The following is a 17,416-nucleotide window of genomic DNA, read 5'->3' as shown; positions in this document are numbered from 1 at the left end:
CGGTGCGGTCACGTGCCACGACAAAGGGCCGCGCCTTTCGGCACGGCCCTCTCTTTCCCGACGCTTCGGGAATCAGGCGGCGGCGGCGCGGTTGACCAGCACGCCGTCGATCTCGCGGGCGGCGGCGGTCTCGTCATTGCCCGAGACGGCGGCGATCTCGCGGATCAGCCGCTCGAGCGCGGCCTCGTAGAGCTGGCGCTCGGAATAGGACTGCTCGCGCTGGTCGTCGGCGCGGTGCAGGTCGCGCACCACTTCGGCGATGGCGATCAGGTCGCCGGAATTGATCTTCTGCTCGTATTCCTGCGCGCGGCGCGACCACATCGCCTTCTTGACCTTGGCCTTGCCCTTGAGGGTCTTGAGCGCATGGGCCACGACGTCGGGCGAGGACAGCGAGCGCAGACCGGCCTCGGTGGCCTTGTGGGTCGGCACGCGCAGCGTCATCTTGTCCTTTTCGAAGGAGATCACGAAAAGCTCGAGCGACATGCCTGCCACTTCCTGCTCCTCGATCGAGACGATCTTGCCGACGCCATGCGCGGGGTAGACGACGAAATCATCGGGACGGAATTCGTTCTTCTTCTTGCTCATGATGTCCTTCCTGGGAGATCCTCACCGGACGTTCGACACGAAAAGAGCCCGGCGAACCGTAAGGTCCGTCAGGCGCAGCTACGGCCAGATGGGATCAGGTTTTCAGCAGCATTACCGAAACAGCATACCACAAAAACGCCCCCGGCGAAAGCGGGGACGCGCAGGCGCCGTGCGAATGCCGGGCGGCGGCGTCAGCCGCCCTCGCCGGGCTTCTCCGAGAACATCTCCATCTTGCCCTCTTTGCCGTCCATTTCCTCGGCGCCGGGCAGCGGATCCTTCTTGGTGACGATGACGGGCCAGATCTCGGAGTATTTGCGGTTGAACTCGACCCATTTCTCGACATCCGGCTCGGTGTCGGGCCGGATCGCGTCGGCCGGGCATTCGGGCTCGCAGACGCCACAATCGATGCATTCGTCGGGATGGATGACGAGCATGTTCTCGCCTTCGTAGAAGCAGTCGACGGGGCAGACCTCGACGCAATCCGTGTACTTGCAGGCGATGCAGTTGTCCTTGACGACGTAGGTCATTGGCGGGCCCTCGATGCTTGTTGCGGCCTAGCTAGAGCAGAGCGCGGGGTCATTCAAGCGCCGCCGGCGCCTCATGGCCATCACCGTGACCGGGCGGGTCGAGATCGTCGTAAAGACCCTGCGCCTCGCTGGCCGGGCCGCGCCGTTCCCCGAGCGCGAGGATGCGCACCACGCGGATCGCCCGGCCCTGCGGAAAGGTCAGAACGTCGCCCGTCCCCACCCCGCGCGAGGGGCGCGCGGCGGGCTGTCCGTTGACCCGCACCCGCCCCTTGGAGACGAGCGCGGCGGCAAGGCTCCGGGTCTTGAAGAACCGGGCCTGCCAGAGCCATTTGTCGAGGCGCAGCGTCTCGCGCCGCGCCTCGGCAGGGTTCGCCTCGCCCCGGCTCAATCGCGCTTGAAGCCCGCGAGCGCGGCGGCGAAGGGGTTGTCGGGGTCGATCTTCTTCTCGCGCGCGGGCTGCGAGGAGAAGTTGCGCGGACGCTGGTCGTCGCGATCGCCCTTGGGACCGCGGCGCTTGCCGTCGCCGCGCCCCTCGCCCTTGCCGTTCGGCTTGCCCTTGGCACCGCGCGGCGCGCCGCCCTCCTTGCGCGCGCCGTCGGGCTTGCCGCCATGGCGGCGGCCCTTGCCGCCCTCACCGCCCCGGCGCTGCCCGCGCCCGGCCCATGTGAAGGTATAGAAGGTCTCCATCTCGGCCGCCTCGGCCGCGGCGGTCTCCTCGGGCGTCGCAGGCGCGGTCTCGCCCACGGCGATGGTGCCCGGCGGGATTTCCGTCGGGGTGCCGGCCGGGATGCCCGCGGGCGGGTCGCTGTCGGGCATCTCGTCGGGCGCGGGCGCGGGGCCGCGATCGGGCGTGCCGCCGGGCACTTCGGCGGGCGCGGGATCGGGCTCGGTGCCCGGCACGTCCGTGGGGCTGGCGGGGGCATTGTCCGGCTGCGCGGGGCGCCTCCGGCGTCTCGTTCGGCAGGTCCGGCTGCTCGGGCGCGTCGGGCGGCGTGATACCCGGCGTCTCGGGTTGGTCCGGCGTCTCGGGCGGGGTGTTGCCCGGCACGTCCGGCCCCTCGGGCGCGGGCGGCGTGGTGTCGGGGGTCTCGCCCGGCACGTCCTCCTGCGGCGCGGCGGCGGCCTTGGCGGGCTTGGCCTTGGGCCGTTCGCCCTTTTCGGCGCGGTAGCCCAGCCCCGACATCAGCTCGGCGAACTGCTCCAGCGTCAGGCCGGTGATCGACAGCATGTCGGGCACCGCCTCGAAGCCGCCCTTGCTGTCGCGGTCGCGCAGCATGTCGGCCAGACGCTCCAGCATGTCGATGCGGATCGCCCGTTCACCGGCGGCGCGGTAGCCCGCCATGGCATAGTAACCCGGCGCGGCACCGCGCGTGGCGGGCACGGTGACGAGCCCCGGCGGCGGCGTTTCGGGAAACTCCTGCAGCCCCTTCGACAGCGCCCAGAGCACGAGGCGGATGCGCGTCGGCGCGGGCTTCAAGAGCGCCGGCATGAACACGGTGAACTGGCCGAAACGGATGCCGTGCTTGCGCAGAGCGCCGCGTGCCTCCTGGTCGAGCGCGCGCACCTCGTCGGCGACCTCGCCGCGCGGGATGATGCCGAAATTCTCGACCATGCGATAGGCAAAGCCCTTGGCCTGCCCGGTCAGCGCCTCGTCCGCGCCCAACGCCAGCAGGGGCTCCTGCGTCGCGGCGATCTTGCGGTCGATGAAATGCTGCAGACGCCGCTTCACCTTGTCGGTGATCTCGGTGCCGGCTTCCTCGTCGACATAGGCCACGACCTGCGGCTTGAACGGGTCCGCGCCGGACACCAGCTTGCCCACGGCCGAGGCGCCCCACATCAGGCCGCCCTGTTCGGTCACGTCGATCTCGGTGTCGGGCGCGTTGTAGAAGCGGTCCGCCCGCAGGTGGAACTGCGGCGCGAGCGCCTTGTCCGCCGCCTGCCGCAGCGTTTTCGCTTCGTCCGGGCCGTTCGCCTTGTCGGCGCGGAACCGGAATCCTTCCAGCCGTCCGACGAATTCGCCCTCGACCGTCACGTCGCCGTTGTCTGTCACTTCGGCCACCATGACCTCCTTCTGCTTGAGCCGCCGGGCCAGAACGCTGGTCCGCCGATCCACGAATCTTTGCGTCAGAGCGCCATGCAGCGCATCCGACAGGCGATCTTCTACTCCGCGCGTGATCTCGCGCCAATGGCTTTCGTCCCCGACCCAGCCGCGGCGCTGGGCCACATAGGTCCATGTGCGGATATAGGCCAGCCGTTTCGACAACGCGTCGATGTCGCCATCGGTGCGGTCGATCCGCTCGATCCGCTTGGCGAACCAGTCGTCGGGGATGCGCCCCCGATCCTGCAGATGCGCGAAGATCTGGCCGACCATGTCGGCATGTTCGCCCCGCCCGATGCCGCGAAAGTCCGGCAGGCGGCAGACATCCCACAACAGCCGCACCGAGGAGCCGTCATGCGCGCGGCTTTGCATCACCGGGTCGGCGGCGAGCGATTTGAGCGCCGCGAGATCGTCGCTTTCGCGCACCCGGCCCAGCCACGGGTTGTTGGTGCGGCTTTCCAGCGTCTGGATCAGCCGCTTGAGCGAGCCGAACTGCAGGTCCGAATTGCGCCAGAACAGCCGGGTGACGGGCCGGAACTGGTGGTTCTCGATCGCCTCGATCACCTCTTCGTCCAGGGGCGGCGCCTCGCCGGTGACGCCGAAGCTGCCATTGGTGCGGTGCCGCCCGGCCCGGCCCGCGATCTGCGCCAGCTCGTCGGGGGCGAGATGGCGCATCTTGTGGCCGTCGAACTTGACCAGCGACGAGAACGCCACGTGGCCGATATCGAGATTGAGCCCCATGCCGATCGCGTCGGTGGCGACGAGGTAGTCGACATCGCCATTCTGGTACATCTCCACCTGCGCGTTGCGGGTGCGCGGTGACAAGGCGCCCATCACCACCGCCGCCCCGCCCTTCTGGCGGCGGATCAGCTCGGCGATGGCATAGACGCTGTCGACCGAAAACCCGACGATGGCCGAGCGCTCGGGCATCCGGCTGAGCTTCTTCGAGCCCGCATAGCTCAGCGTCGAGAGCCGGTCGCGGCGCATCGTCTCGGCCTCGGGCACGAGGCTGCGAATCGCCGGGCCCATGGTTTCGGAGCCGAGAAACAGCGTCTCGTAGCGGCCGCGCGCGCGCAGCAGCCGGTCGGTGAAGACATGGCCGCGCTCGGGATCGGCGCAAAGCTGGATTTCGTCGATGGCAAGAAAATCGGCATCCATTTCGGGCATCGCCTCGACGGTGCAGACCCAGTAGGCGGCGCGCGGCGGCACGATCCGCTCCTCGCCCGTCACCAGCGCCACGACCGAAGGGCCGCGCGCCTTGACGATGCGGTCATAGACCTCGCGGGCCAGAAGCCGCAGCGGCAGGCCGATGATGCCCGAGCGATAGGCTAGCATCCGCTCGATCGCGTAATGCGTCTTGCCGGTATTGGTGGGGCCGAGCACGGCACCGATACGGGAGGGGGTCATGAAAAGTCCTGTGATCGCCCGAAAACGGGGCGGAAAAGATCAGAGCGTGCGGCCGCCGAGCATGATGTCGAGGCGGCGCGCGGCCTCGATGGCCCGGGCATCCTGCGGCATGAGCGCCAGCACCCGGCCCCAGACCTCGCGGGCATCCTCGGGGCGGCCGATCTCCTCGAGCAGCGCGGCAAAGCCCTGCAGCGCGCCGAAATGGCGCGGCTCGCTGTCGAGCGCGCGGCGCAGATCGTCGATGGCGGGGCCGGTGAGACCGGCGAGATAATAGGCGTTGGCGCGCAGCACATGCGCCTCGGCGAAGCCCGGCGCATGGTCGAGCGCGGCGGTCAGATGCTCGATCGCGGCCTGCCGGTCGCCCGCGCCCAGCGCCTCGCGCCCGCGCTCCACCAGAAGGTCGATCGCCGCCGAGCCGCTGCGCGACCACGCGGCGCGGATCTCGGCCGCCAGTTCGGGCGTTTGCTCGGGGCTGGCGGCCTGCAATCGTTCGAACAAACCGGCCACGCCGTCATCCTCCTGCGCCTGCACGGGGGACACAACCGCGAGGCCGATCGCCAATGCCGCGAGGACAGGTTTGAAGGGAAGAATTCTTGCACCCATAGTCCCTAGTGTAGGGGCGCGTCCGGGCCGAGACCAGAGGCACCCCCATCACAACGACCAGATCGGCGGCCATCCCGGTCGTCGCCAACGCGAAGGACGACACGATGAGTGAACTGGTGAGCCAGGCGGTGACGGCGCTCAACGCCAAGATGGACGGCGACGGTCTCGAGGGCGGCCCGGCCAAGTTCGTGATCTCGGACGAGGGCGCGATCATGATCGACGAGGCCGGCGCACGGGCGGGCGACGAGGAGGCCGAGGTGACGCTCACCGCCGGTGCCGAGACGTTCCAGTCGATTCTCGAAGGCGATCTCGACCCGACCGCCGCCTTCATGCAGGGCAAGCTTTCGATCGATGGCGACATGGGGCTCGCCATGAAGCTGGCGGCGGTCCTTGGCTGACGGCGCGGGCCGTTCGGCCGCGCCGTTCTTTGCGGATGTGGCCGGCGGCCCGGCGGTGGCGCATTGGATCGCCGCCGCCGACGGGCCGCGTCTGCGGGCGGTGCACTGGCCCGGCCCGCAGACGCGCACCGATCCCGCCCCATGCACCGGCCCCGCCCCACGCGGCACGGTGCTGATCCTGACGGGCCGGACCGAATATGCCGAGAAATACGGCCGCATCGCGACCGATCTCGTGGCGCGCGGCTATGGCTGTGCCACGCTCGACTGGCGCGGCCAGGGCCTGTCGGACCGCTCCCATGACAACGCGGCGCGCGGCCATGTCGACAGCTTTTCCGATTACCAGGCCGATCTCGACGCGCTGCTGGCGCATGTCCGCGGGCTGGGACTGCCCGAACCCTATCACATGCTGGCGCATTCGATGGGCGGCTGCATCGGGCTCAGGGCGCTGATGCGTCGTACCCCCTTTGCCACCGCCTGCTTCACCGCGCCGATGTGGGGGGTGCTGATGCGTCCCACCCTGCGCGCCGCCGCCTGGGGGCTGAGCAGCGCCTCGCGGCTCGTCGGGCTGTCGCACCTGCCCTCGCCGGGGCGCTCGGCCACGCTGGAGGAGGCGGCCGAGGCGGCCGAGGCCAACATGCTGACCCGCGATGCGGAAAGCTTCGACTGGGTGCGCGCGCAGGTCGCGGCGCATCCCGAGCTGGGCCTTGCCGCGCCGTCGCTGCACTGGCTGCACGAGGCGCTGCGCGAAACCCGGGCTCTGGCGCGTCTGCCCTCGCCCGACATCCCCTGCCTGACCCTGCTCGGCGACGAGGAATGGGTCGTCGATTCGGCCCGCGTGCGCGACCGGATGCGGCGCTGGCCCGGTGCGGAATTCGAGATCGTCGAAGGCGGACGGCACGAGCTTCTGATCGAGGATGCCGCGACGCGGGGCGCGCGCCTCGACCGCATCGCCGCGCATTTCGGCTGAGCCCGGCGCTACTCCGCCACGCCGAGTTGTCCGACCGGCGGGGTCTCTGCGCGGCCACCGGCCAGCCGCGCCCGGGCGGGGTGCCCGCCCGCCACCGTGTCATGCAGCCGCTCTGACGGATCGCGCCCAACCATGCGCCGCCCGCGCGACAGAAACAGCTTGTTCCAGCCGCGCCACGTGCCCACCGAGGGCGCGCCGGGGTCGCAGGGAAACCGCGCGCGCCAATCTGGCGGCAACGGCAGGTCGCAGGCCTCCAGCCGCTCCAGCATCCAGACCAGCGGGATGTTTGCCAGGCTGCGGCTTTCCAGCCTGCCGCCGAGCTGGCCGCCGATGTCGCCATGGGTGCCGCGGAACCAGACCTGCTCGACATGCCCGGCAAAGCCCAGCGGCGTGGTCCACAGCACCGGCGCATAGGCGTTGCGCGTCTCATCCAGCGCCAACGCGTGAAACCCGTGCAGCACGTGCCCCCCGAGCCGGTGATCATGGAACATGTGGTTGGGCTCGGACAGCCGCCACAACAGCGGCAGGCGCAACCCCAGCGAGGCCACCGTGTCCCACACCGCGACGGCCTCGATCTCCACCCGGTCGTGGCAATGCAGCCGCGCGAAGGCGCGGGCCGCCTCGCTTGGCGCGGGGCTGCGGTGGCGGTAATGGCGGTAGGCGTCGCGCACGTTGCGCTCGGTCGCCTCCTCGGCCCGCAACAGCCCGACGCGGCTGATCACCCCCGCCAGCGAGCGCACGGCATAGGCACCGCGCGAATAGCCCACGAGGATGATGGTGTCGCCGGGCCGGAACCGCGAGGCGAGCACGCCGTAGGCGCGCTGGATCAGCCGGTTGATGCCGCGCCCCATCATCACGTCGAGCGTCTCGGACCACGAGGTCCACTGGATGCCCGCCTCGTAATGCACCGTCAGGTTGGCCTGCCGCCCGCTTTCGCGCAGCAGCTTGTAGGTCAGCCCGGCATTGGTTTCGTGCCCGCGCCGCAGCGTCGACATGGTGCCGTCGAGAATGATGACATGGGTGGCGGGGCCGCGCATGCGCGGCTGGCCCTCGGCCTGCCGCGGCCGGCGTCCGAACAGCCCGAGCAGCCAGTCACGAACGCCCATCCGGGCCTCTCATCCGCGCCTGCGCCCTGCCCGTCCGCCGCATCGTCACCCCTTTACCGTCATCCTTTACCCTAGGGAGCGCGACGGGTCTGTCCAGAGCCGCTCCACCTCCGCGCGATCATATGTGCCATATCCGTTGAAACAGGTCGTGACCCCGACGAGATAGGCCCCGGCCGAGCGGAACAGCAGCCAGTCCCCCTCCGCCACATTCCCCGGCAGCGCGGTTTCGCCGGGCAGCCGATCCAGGCTGTCGCAGGTCGGCCCCCAGAGCGCGAAGGCGCGCGGCGCGGCGGCGGCGCGGCGATCATCGGCGACGAGATCGACCCGCGGCACCCCGATCGACGGGCATTCCGACAGCCCGCCATAGATGCCGTCGCCCAGATAGAGCGCCGCACCGCGCCGCGCCTTGACGCGCACCGCATAGGCCATCGCGTCGGCCACCAGCGCGCGGCCCGGCTCGCAGGCCAGTTCGGAGGGCGTGTCGAATGCGTCGCGCCCCGCCGCGATCGCCGCGAAGATCGGCTCCAGCGCGGGCGCGCCCCCGTCGCGGCCCGATGGAAACCCGCCGCCGACATTGAGCCGCGCCAGCCGCACCCCCGCCGCGCGCGCAACGCGCGCGCAGGCCTGCATATAGGCAACCCAAGCGCCCGGATCGGTGCATTGCGTGCCGACATGAAAGGTCATGGAGACCTTGAACCCGGCTTTGGCGGCGCGCGTCAGAAGCTGCTGCGCAAGCGCCGGATCAGCGCCGAACTTGGCCCCGAAATCATAGGCGGCGCCAGCCACCGGCAGCTTGAGCCGCACCGCGATCTCGGTGCCCGGCGCGACGCCGCAGGCGACCAGCTTGTCGAGTTCACCCGCATCGTCGACCGACCACGAAGCCACCCCCGCCGCGATCCCGGCGGCGATCTCGCCGCGCGAACGCACCGGGTTGTGGTAATGCAGCACCGCCTCGGCGCTGATCGCGCGCACCAGCGCCATCTCGGCGGGCGAGGCCACGTCGAAGGCGGTCATGCCGCCCTGCACCAGCGCCGCAATCACCGCCGGGTCGGGGTTGGCCTTGACCGCGTAGGTCACCGCGCCGGGAAAGCCGCGCCGGAACCGGTCGTGGCGCGCCATGAGCGCCGCCGGGCAATAAAGCAGCACCGGCGCCTCGCCGCCATGGCGGGTGAGCCAGTCCTCGGGGGTCTCGGCGCGGGCGCAGTCGATCGGGGCTTGCAGCATGATGGTCCTCCTTCCTTCCATGCTGCGCCACACCGCCGCCGGTTCGAAGCGGCGATACGAACGATTTGTCTCGCCCTTTCGGCAGATCGCCGTCAGGATCGACGATATGACCGATGCCACAGATGCCCGCCTGATCGCGCTGTTGACCGAAAACGCCCGTGCCCCCGTCGCGCAGCTGGCGCAACGGCTCGGGCTCGCGCGTTCCACGGTGCAGGCGCGGCTCGACCGGCTGGAGCGGTCGGGCGTGGTCGCGGGCTATACGCTGCGGCTGTCGGAGCGGGCGCGGGGCGGCATCTGCGCCACGGTGCTGGTGCAGATGGTCCCGGCGCGGCAAGCGGCGGTGCTGGCCGGGCTCGGGCGAATCGCCGAGGTCGAGACGGTGCACACCACCTCGGGGCGCTTCGATCTTGCCTGCCGTCTGCGCGCGGAGACCACCGAGGCGCTCGACGCGGCGCTCGACCGGATCGGCGCGCTCGACGGGGTGAAGGCGACCGAGGCGCTCATTCACCTGAGCACCCGCATCGACCGGGGCTGATCCCTTTTCCTCCCCTGCCCGCCGCGCTAGAGACAAGGCCGATCTCACCGAGGAGCCCGGGACATGGCGATGGAAAAGACGTTCGACGCGGCCGGGGCCGAGGCCCGGCTCTACGAGGCTTGGGAAAAGGCAGGCGCGTTCCGCGCTGGCGCCGGTGCCCGGCGGGCCGAAACCTTCTCGATGATGATCCCGCCGCCCAACGTCACGGGCTCCTTGCACATGGGCCACGCCTTCAACAACACGCTGCAGGACATCCTCGTGCGCTGGCACCGGATGCGCGGCTTCGACACGCTGTGGCAGCCCGGTCAGGACCATGCGGGCATCGCCACGCAGATGGTCGTCGAGCGCGAGATGGCCAAGGCGGGCAATGAGAGCCGCCGCGAGATGGGCCGCGAGAAATTCCTCGAGAAGGTCTGGGAGTGGAAGGCGCAGTCGGGCGGACAGATCGTCGGACAGCTGAAACGCTTGGGCGCCTCGCTCGACTGGGAGCGCAACGCCTTCACCATGTCCGGCGCGCCCGGTGCGCCCGAGAGCGAGCAGGGCAATTTCCACGACGCCGTGATCAAGGTCTTCGTCGACATGTACGAGAAGGGCCTGATCTATCGCGGCAAGCGGCTGGTGAACTGGGACCCGCATTTCGAGACGGCGATCTCGGATCTCGAGGTCGAGAACATCGAGCAGCCCGGCAACATGTGGCACTTCAAGTACCCGCTCGCCGGCGGCGAGACCTACACCTATGTCGAGCGCGACGAGGACGGGAAAATCGTCTTCGAGGAGGAGCGCGACTACATCGCCATCGCCACCACCCGCCCCGAGACCATGCTCGGCGACGGCGCGGTGGCCGTGCATCCCGATGACGAACGCTACGCCCCCATCGTCGGCAAGCTCTGCGAGATCCCGGTGGGTCCGAAGGAGCATCGCCGCCTGATCCCGATCATCACCGACGAATATCCGGAGATGGATTTCGGCTCGGGCGCGGTGAAGATCACGGGCGCGCATGATTTCAACGACTACGAGGTCGCCAAGCGCGGCGGCATCCCGATGTATCGCCTGATGGACACCAAGGGCGCGATGCGCGCCGATGGTGCGCCCTATGCGGAGGCCGCGACGCGGGCGCAGGAGGTGGCCAAGGGGGCCGAGATCTCGGTCATGGAGGCCGACGCGCTCAACCTGGTGCCCGAAAAATATCGCGGCATGGACCGTTTCGAGGCCCGCGCCGCGGTGGTGGAGGACATCTCCGCCGAGGGCCTCGCCGTGATGGTGCCGGAGCACGACCCGCGGCTTGGCCCCAAGGCCGCCAAGCGCGAGGCCGCCGAGGAGGGCGCCGCGCCGCCCGAAACCCGTCTGGTGCCGCTCGTGGAGCACAAGCCGATCATGCAGCCCTTCGGCGACCGCTCGAAGGTGGTGATCGAGCCGATGCTGACCGACCAGTGGTTCGTCGACACCTCGAAGATCGTGGGCCCGGCGCTGGACGCGGTGCGGTCGGGCGAGACCAAGATCCTGCCCGAGCGCGACGCCAAGGTCTATTTCCACTGGCTCGAGAACATCGAGCCGTGGTGCATCTCGCGCCAGCTGTGGTGGGGCCACCAGATCCCGGTCTGGTACGGGCCGACGCTGACCGACGGCCATGTCGATCTCGACGCCGACTGGACCCCGTTCTGCGCCGCCACGCGCGACGAGGCGCTGGCGAAGATGGCGGCGTATTACGGCCATGACGAAATCCGCTTCGTCGCGGATCGCGGCGAGGCGCTGGCGCTGTTCGAGGCGGCGGTGGGCAACACCACCGACGAAGGCGCGATCCGTTCGCCGCAGGCGCCCACCGCGATCCCGGTCTGGCGCGATCCCGACGTGCTCGACACCTGGTTCTCGTCGGGCCTGTGGCCGATCGGCACGCTGGGCTGGCCCGAGCAGACGCCGGAGCTGGAGAAGTACTTCCCGACCTCCACCCTCGTCACCGGCTTCGACATCATCTTCTTCTGGGTCGCCCGGATGATGATGATGCAATACGCCGTGGTCGATCAGAAGCCGTTCGACACCGTCTATGTCCATGCCCTCGTCCGCGACGAGAAGGGCAAGAAGATGTCGAAGTCGCTTGGCAACGTGCTCGACCCGCTCGACCTGATCGACGAATACGGCGCCGATGCGGTGCGCTTCACCCTCACCGCCATGGCCGCGATGGGGCGCGACCTGAAGCTCTCGACCCAGCGCATCGCGGGCTACCGCAACTTCACCACCAAGCTGTGGAACGCCTGCCGATTTGCCGAGATGAACGGCGCGCTCGCGCCCGAGCGCCACGCCGCCCCGGCGGTGCCGCCCAAGGCGACCGCGACCGTCAACCGCTGGATCGTCGCCGAGACGGCAAAGATCCGCGAGGAAACCGACGCGGCGCTTTCGGCCTACCGCTTCAACGATGCGGCGAACGGGCTTTATGCCTTTGTCTGGGGCAAGGTCTGCGACTGGTATGTCGAGTTTTCCAAGCCGCTGCTGCAGGGCGACGACGACGCCGCCCGCGCCGAAACGCAGGCGGTGATGGCCTGGGTGCTCGACCAGTGCATGCTGCTGCTGCACCCGATCATGCCCTTCATCACCGAAGAGCTGTGGGGCAACACCGCGCAGCGCGACGGCATGCTCATCCATGCCGAATGGCCCGACTACACCACCGCCGAGCTGGCGGACCCCGAGGCCGAGGCCGAAATGGACATCGCCATCGCCATGGTCGAAGGGGTGCGCTCGGCGCGGGCGCAGATGAACGTCCCCGCCGGACTGCAAGTTCCGGTTGTGCTGGTCGGTGCGGAAGACGCCGTGCGCACGGCATGGGACCGCAACGCCGCGATGATCTCGCGACTGGCGCGGATCGACACGCTGACCGAGGCCGACGAGGCACCCAAGGGCGCGATCAGCGTGCCGCTGACCGGCGCGACGCTGGCGCTGCCGCTGGCCGACATCATCGACGTCTCGGCCGAAAAGGCGCGGCTGTCGAAGACCATGGGCAAGCTGGAAAAGGAGATCGGCGGGCTCAAGGGGCGGTTGAAGAACCCGAAATTCGCCGAAAGCGCGCCCGAGGAGGTGGTCGAGGAGACCCGTCAGAACCTCGCCGCGCGCGAGGCCGAGGCCGCGCAGCTTGCCGCTGCGCTCGACCGGTTGGCCGAGATCGCCTGAAACCGGCGGTCCGAAAATTCAAAAGGGGCGGCATGGTCCGCCCCTCTTGCATCTGTGCGGGAATGGCCCGCGATCAGGTCACGTCCATGAACAGGATCCTGACGAGAAGGGTCACGACGATCGCGCCCCCCGTGAGCAACAGGATCACCCAGACGAATTCGAAGCCGGAACGCTCTTCGCCCTCGGTCGGGGCAAAGGCGGTCAACAGCGCCCGACCCCGTCTTTTAAACAGTTGAATCATTATCACTCTCTGGTTGTTTCCGAAGGCTATGCCAGAGCTTGGCAGCAAGCAAGCGTTTGCCGCTTGTCCCTGCTTCGGCCGCGCGGCATCCTGCTGCGCATGACCGATCCGCGCCTCACCCCGCTTGCCGCTTCGCTTCCCGACACCGTGCCCTTCATCGGCCCGGAAACGCAGGAGCGCGCCATGGGCCGGCCCTTCCGGGCCCGGCTCGGCGCCAATGAAAACCCGTTCGGCCCTTCTCCCCGCGCGATCGAGGCGATGCGCGCGGCCGCCGCGCAGGCCTGGATGTATGGCGATCCCGAATCGCACGAGCTGCGCCAGGCCATCGCGGCGCATCACGGGGTAAAGCCCGCGCATATCCGCGTCGGCGAAGGCATCGACGGGCTGCTCGGGCTGCTGGTGCGGCTGACCATCGGGGCGGGCGACTGGGCCATCACCTCGCTGGGGGGCTACCCGACCTTCGAATTTCACGTCACGGGATTCGGGGGGCGGATCGAACAGGTGCCCTATGACGGCGACCGGGTCGATGCGGCGGGGCTGATGGATCGCGCCACGGCGCTCGGCGCCAAGCTGGTCTACATCGCCAACCCCGACAACCCGATGGGCGGGGTGCATGGCGCCGACACGATCCGCGAGATGATCGACAACCTGCCCGCAGGGGCGCTTCTGGTGCTCGACGAGGCCTATGTCGAGTTTGCCCCCGATGGCACCGCTCCCGAGATCGACCCGACCGATGACCGCGTGATCCGCTTTCGCACCTTCTCCAAGGCGCATGGCCTGGCCGGGGCGCGGGTGGGCTATGCCATCGGCTCCGCGCCGCTGATCGCGGCCTTCGACCGGGTGCGCAATCACTTCGGTCTCACGCGGATGGCGCAGGCGGGCGCGCTCGCGGCGCTGAAGGATCGCGACTGGCTCGCGCAGGGGCTGGAACATGTCGCCAGCGCCCGCGCCCGCATTGCCGCCATCGCGCATGAGAACGGGCTCGCGCCGCTGCCCTCGGCCACCAACTTCGTCGCCATCGACTGCGGCGGCGATGGCGGGCTGGCCCGGCGGGTGATGACCGGCCTCGCCGCGCGCGGCGTGTTCGTGCGGATGCCCGGCGTTGCGCCGCTCGACCGCTGCATCCGGGTCAGCGCCGGAACCGAGGCCGATCTCGACGCCTTCGCGCAAGCGTTACCCGAAGCATTGGAAGAGGCCCGCGCCGCGACCTAGATCGCAGGGGGTCGAGGAGACCCCGATGCGACAGCCCGCCCCGGATTACACCACCGCCTTCCTGACCACGCTCGGCGTGCTCGTGTTCATGGGCCTGCTCACCATCGCCGCGATCTGGGGCTGGGTCGGTGTGACGCTCGGCGCGCTGGGCTTCGACCGCATCGCGCGGCCGATCGCCCGGCGGGTCCGGCGCTAGGCCCGTGCCGTCACTTCCTCGACGCTGCGCAGGATCAGGTCGAGCGCGTCGGGCGTCGAAAACCGGTGATCGGCCCCATCCACCAGCGTCAGGCGCATGTCGTCCCCCTCGGCATGCTCCAGAAGCCGCAGCGCGGTGGCGACCGAGACGTCCTCGTCCGCCGTGCCCTGCAGGAACCGCACCGGGAACGGCAGCCGCAGGGGCGTGCGCAACACGAGCTGCGCCCGCCCTTCCTCGATCAGCCGCCGGGTGATCCTGAGCGGCTCGCCATAATCCGAAGGGTAATCGAGATGGCCCTGCGCCGCGAAGCGGTCGCGCATCTCGCCGGTCATCCCGGCCCAGAAGCCATCCTCGGTGAAATCCGGCGCGGCGGCGATGGTGACGAGCCCCGCCACTTTCTTTGGCATCGCCCGCGCCAGCAGAAGCGAGATCCAGCCCCCCATCGACGAGCCCACGAGGATCTGCGGCCCCTGCGTCAACGACAGCGCCGCCATGGCATCCTCGGCCCAGTCGCCGATCACCCCGTCTTCGAAGCTGCCGCCGCTCGTGCCATGGCCGGAATAGTCGAAGCGCAGGAAGGCGCGGCCCGCTTTTTTTGCCCAGTCTTCGAGATGGAGCGCCTTGGTCCCCTCCTTGTCGGAGCGAAAGCCGCCGAGGAACACCACGCCCGGCCCCTCCCCCGGCGTGAGGTCATAGGCGATGCGGCGGCCCTGAGGGCTGGTGAAATCGGGCATGGTCGTCTCCGTCCTTGGTCGGCGCGCAGCATCGAAGCGCGGACCGCCAATGACAAGCCCCGCGCTTGACACGCCCGCCCTGCCCGATCATCAAGCCCCGACACACATAACCCGCAACCGGGCGTTCCGTGGGCGCCAAACCGACGAGGAGGCCGACATGGCCCAGATCTCCCTCACCTTTCCCGATGGCAACAGCCGCGAGTACCCCGCCGGGGTGACCGCCGCCGAGGTGGCGCAGTCCATTTCGCCCAGCCTCGCCAAGAAGGCCATTTCCGCCGATCTCGACGGCACGCATTGGGATCTCAGCTGGCCGATCCAGCAGGATTCGAAGATCGCCATTCACTCGACCAAGGACGAGGCCCCCTCGCTCGAGCTGATCCGTCACGCCTTCGCGCATGTGATGGCGCGCGCCGTGCAGGAGATCTGGCCCGACGTGAAGGTCACCATCGGCCCTGTGACCGAGAACGGCTGGTTCTACGATTTCGACCGCTCCGAGCCCTTCACGCCGGAGGATCTCGGCGCGATCGAAAAGAAGATGAAGGAAATCATCGCCAAGTCCGAGCCGATCCGCAACGAGGTGTGGGACCGGGCGCAGGCGCGCGCCTATTACCAGGAGCGCGGCGAGACCTTCAAGATCGAGCTTCTCGACCGCATCCCCGAGGATTCGCCGATCCGCATGTACTGGCATGGCGACTGGCAGGATCTGTGCCGGGGGCCCCATCTGCAGCATATGGGCCAGCTGCCCGCCGACGCGTTCAAGCTGATGGGCGTCTCGGGCGCCTATTGGTTCGGCGACGTGTCGCGCCCGCAGCTGCAGCGCATTTCGGGCGTCGGTTTCCGCAACCGCAATGAGCTCAAGGCGCATCTGACCATGCTGGAGGAGGCCGCCAAGCGCGACCACCGCAAGCTGGGCCGCGAGATGGACCTGTATCACCTGCAGGAGGAAGCGCCGGGCATGGTGTTCTGGCACCCCAATGGCTGGACCGTCTACCGCGCGCTCGAAGACTACATGCGCCGCCGCCAGAACGCCGCCGGCTACCGCGAGATTCGCACGCCGCAGGTCGTCGACCGCGTGCTGTGGGAACGCTCGGGCCACTGGGAGGCCTATCGCGAGAACATGTTCATCGTTGAGGTGGACGAGGAAGGCGCGAAGGAAAAGCGCACCAATGCGCTGAAACCCATGAACTGCCCCTGCCACGTGCAGGTGTACAACCAGGGCCTCAAATCCTACCGCGACCTGCCGCTGCGCCTCGCGGAGTTCGGCTCCTGCCACCGCTACGAATCCTCGGGCTCGATGCACGGGCTGATGCGGGTGCGCGGCTTCGTGCAGGATGACGCGCATATCTTCTGCACCGAGGACCAGCTGGAGCAGGAATGCGCGGATTTCATCGAGCTTCTGGCCTCGGTCTACACCGATCTCGGCTTCGAGAAGTTCGACATCAAGCTCTCGACGAGGCCCGAAACCCGCGTGGGCAGCGACGACATCTGGGACAAGGCCGAGAGCGCGCTTGAAGGCGCGATCAAGAAGGCCGGGGCGGATTACACCGTCGATCCGGGCGAAGGCGCGTTCTATGGCCCCAAGCTCGACTTCAAGCTGACGGATGCCATCGGGCGCGAATGGCAGTGCGGCACCTTTCAGGCCGATTTCAACCTGCCCGACCGGCTCGATGCGGAGTTCGTCAATGAAAAGGGCGACAAGGCGCGGCCCGTCATGCTGCACCGCGCGATCCTCGGCTCGTTCGAGCGTTTCTTGGGCATCCTGATCGAGAACCACGCCGGGCGCCTGCCGCTCTGGCTGGCACCGCGTCAGGTGGTCGTCGCCTCCATCGTTTCGGATGCCGATGACTATGTGCACGAGGTGGTCGCGGCGCTGAAGAAGGCGGGCATCCGCGCCGAGGCCGACACCCGCAACGAAAAGATCAACTACAAGGTCCGCGAGCATTCGGTCGGCAAGGTGCCGGTGATCCTCGCCATCGGTGGCCGCGAGGTCGAGGAGCGCACCGTCAGCCTGCGCCGTCTGGGCGAGAACCGCTCCGAGGTGCTCAGCCTGGACGCGGTTCTGGCTCAGCTCAAGGACGAGGCGACCGCGCCGGACCTGCGCCGCGACGCCTAGAGACCCTGGCGGTAGACCCCGCCCTCTTCGATCACCGGGCGCTTCAGAAGCGCCGGGTGATCCTCCAGAAGCCCGGCCACTGGCCGGGCTTTTTCGTCATCCGACAGCCCGCGCCACGTGGTCGAGGACCGGTTGATCGCGCGGTCGCCAAAGGCCGCGACGATCGCCTCGCGTTCCTCTGCCGCCAGCGGCTCGGCCCGCACGTCGACCAGCACCGGATCGTGCCCCTGTGCCTTGAGCGCCTTCATCGCGGCGCGCGTCTTGTCACAGTTCTTCAGGCCCAGAACCCGCATGTTTTTCTCCAATCGTGA

General features: G+C 68.9%; 18 protein-coding genes. 7 read left to right on the top strand and 11 right to left on the bottom strand.

What is annotated here, in order from left to right; all coding sequences use genetic code 11:
* Positions 1 to 72: 72 nt before the first annotated feature.
* From LOKHON_RS13220 to LOKHON_RS13200, 6 genes are all read right to left on the bottom strand, one after another.
* Positions 73 to 585 carry a CarD family transcriptional regulator gene (locus tag LOKHON_RS13220; protein WP_017927150.1) on the bottom strand — a complete coding sequence of 171 codons (513 nt, stop codon included), beginning with the start codon at positions 583 to 585 and terminating at the stop codon, positions 73 to 75.
* Between the two features lie 191 nt (positions 586 to 776).
* Positions 777 to 1,112, bottom strand: coding sequence for a ferredoxin FdxA (gene fdxA / locus LOKHON_RS13215; protein WP_017927149.1), 336 nt, complete (start codon positions 1,110 to 1,112; stop codon positions 777 to 779).
* A 49-nt stretch (positions 1,113 to 1,161) separates the two neighbouring features.
* Positions 1,162 to 1,500, bottom strand: a complete 339-nt coding sequence (locus tag LOKHON_RS13210; RefSeq protein WP_017927148.1) for an RNA-binding S4 domain-containing protein — start codon at positions 1,498 to 1,500, stop codon at positions 1,162 to 1,164.
* Positions 1,497 to 1,799, bottom strand: a complete 303-nt coding sequence (locus tag LOKHON_RS16530; RefSeq protein ID WP_162561807.1) for a hypothetical protein — start codon at positions 1,797 to 1,799, stop codon at positions 1,497 to 1,499. Before LOKHON_RS16530 ends, LOKHON_RS13210 begins: the two co-directional genes overlap by 4 nt.
* On the bottom strand, positions 1,744 to 4,617 hold the full coding sequence (locus LOKHON_RS13205; RefSeq protein ID WP_082471111.1) for a helicase-related protein: 2,874 nt from the start codon (positions 4,615 to 4,617) through the stop codon (positions 1,744 to 1,746). The genes LOKHON_RS16530 and LOKHON_RS13205 overlap by 56 nt, the downstream gene beginning before the upstream one ends.
* A 39-nt stretch (positions 4,618 to 4,656) precedes the next feature.
* A complete protein-coding gene (locus LOKHON_RS13200; protein WP_245631464.1) occupies positions 4,657 to 5,124 on the bottom strand; it encodes a tetratricopeptide repeat protein in 468 nt (155 codons plus the stop codon).
* A 200-nt stretch (positions 5,125 to 5,324) separates the two neighbouring features.
* Between LOKHON_RS13200 and LOKHON_RS13195 the strand changes: the two genes are divergently transcribed.
* On the top strand, positions 5,325 to 5,618 hold the full coding sequence (locus tag LOKHON_RS13195) for an SCP2 sterol-binding domain-containing protein (protein WP_017927145.1): 294 nt from the start codon (positions 5,325 to 5,327) through the stop codon (positions 5,616 to 5,618).
* Positions 5,611 to 6,585 carry an alpha/beta fold hydrolase gene (locus tag LOKHON_RS13190; RefSeq protein ID WP_017927144.1) on the top strand — a complete coding sequence of 325 codons (975 nt, stop codon included), beginning with the start codon at positions 5,611 to 5,613 and terminating at the stop codon, positions 6,583 to 6,585. Before LOKHON_RS13195 ends, LOKHON_RS13190 begins: the two co-directional genes overlap by 8 nt.
* Before the next feature lie 8 nt (positions 6,586 to 6,593).
* Here LOKHON_RS13190 and LOKHON_RS13185 read toward each other — a convergent pair whose 3' ends face one another.
* Together LOKHON_RS13185 and LOKHON_RS13180 are read right to left on the bottom strand one after the other, a co-directional pair.
* Entirely contained in the window at positions 6,594 to 7,691 is a 1,098-nt protein-coding gene (locus LOKHON_RS13185; RefSeq protein ID WP_017927143.1) for a DUF2235 domain-containing protein, read from the bottom strand.
* A 66-nt stretch (positions 7,692 to 7,757) separates the two neighbouring features.
* A complete protein-coding gene (locus LOKHON_RS13180) occupies positions 7,758 to 8,915 on the bottom strand; it encodes a type III PLP-dependent enzyme domain-containing protein (RefSeq protein WP_017927142.1) in 1,158 nt (385 codons plus the stop codon).
* Positions 8,916 to 9,021: 106 nt separating this feature from the next.
* Here LOKHON_RS13180 and LOKHON_RS13175 point away from each other — a divergent pair, with 106 nt between their 5' ends.
* Positions 9,022 to 9,450 carry an Lrp/AsnC family transcriptional regulator gene (locus tag LOKHON_RS13175; protein ID WP_026147307.1) on the top strand — a complete coding sequence of 143 codons (429 nt, stop codon included), beginning with the start codon at positions 9,022 to 9,024 and terminating at the stop codon, positions 9,448 to 9,450.
* A gap of 63 nt (positions 9,451 to 9,513) precedes the next feature.
* Positions 9,514 to 12,609, top strand: a complete 3,096-nt coding sequence (locus LOKHON_RS13170) for a valine--tRNA ligase (protein WP_017927140.1) — start codon at positions 9,514 to 9,516, stop codon at positions 12,607 to 12,609.
* Positions 12,610 to 12,682: 73 nt separating this feature from the next.
* On the opposite strand, the gene LOKHON_RS16605 is transcribed toward LOKHON_RS13170, so the two are convergent.
* Positions 12,683 to 12,814 (bottom strand): hypothetical protein, encoded by a 132-nt coding sequence (locus tag LOKHON_RS16605; RefSeq protein WP_017927139.1) that lies wholly within the window; start codon positions 12,812 to 12,814, stop codon positions 12,683 to 12,685.
* A 135-nt stretch (positions 12,815 to 12,949) separates the two neighbouring features.
* On the opposite strand from LOKHON_RS16605, the gene LOKHON_RS13165 reads away from it, so the two are divergent.
* Entirely contained in the window at positions 12,950 to 14,062 is a 1,113-nt protein-coding gene (locus LOKHON_RS13165; protein WP_026147306.1) for a pyridoxal phosphate-dependent aminotransferase, read from the top strand.
* A 25-nt stretch (positions 14,063 to 14,087) separates the two neighbouring features.
* On the top strand, positions 14,088 to 14,258 hold the full coding sequence (locus tag LOKHON_RS16235; protein WP_017927137.1) for a hypothetical protein: 171 nt from the start codon (positions 14,088 to 14,090) through the stop codon (positions 14,256 to 14,258).
* On the opposite strand, the gene LOKHON_RS13160 is transcribed toward LOKHON_RS16235, so the two are convergent.
* The gene (locus LOKHON_RS13160) at positions 14,255 to 14,992 is read right to left on the bottom strand and encodes an alpha/beta hydrolase (protein ID WP_017927136.1); all 738 of its coding nucleotides are present in this window, start codon (positions 14,990 to 14,992) and stop codon (positions 14,255 to 14,257) included. The two genes, LOKHON_RS16235 and LOKHON_RS13160, sit on opposite strands and share 4 nt — an antisense overlap.
* A 157-nt stretch (positions 14,993 to 15,149) precedes the next feature.
* Between LOKHON_RS13160 and thrS the strand changes: the two genes are divergently transcribed.
* Positions 15,150 to 17,105: a threonine--tRNA ligase gene (gene thrS, locus LOKHON_RS13155; RefSeq protein WP_017927135.1), complete on the top strand. Its 1,956-nt coding sequence runs from the start codon at positions 15,150 to 15,152 to the stop codon at positions 17,103 to 17,105.
* Here thrS and LOKHON_RS13150 read toward each other — a convergent pair.
* Complete coding sequence (locus tag LOKHON_RS13150) at positions 17,102 to 17,398, bottom strand: arsenate reductase family protein (protein WP_026147305.1); 297 nt, start codon at positions 17,396 to 17,398, stop codon at positions 17,102 to 17,104. The genes thrS and LOKHON_RS13150 overlap by 4 nt on opposite strands.
* Positions 17,399 to 17,416 lie beyond the last annotated feature (18 nt).

It is taken from the genome of Limimaricola hongkongensis DSM 17492 (assembly GCF_000600975.2).
Classification (GTDB): Bacteria; Pseudomonadota; Alphaproteobacteria; order Rhodobacterales; family Rhodobacteraceae; genus Limimaricola; species Limimaricola hongkongensis.
The sequence above is the reverse complement of the archived record's forward strand: the minus strand, read 5'-3'. Positions and strand labels throughout refer to the sequence as shown.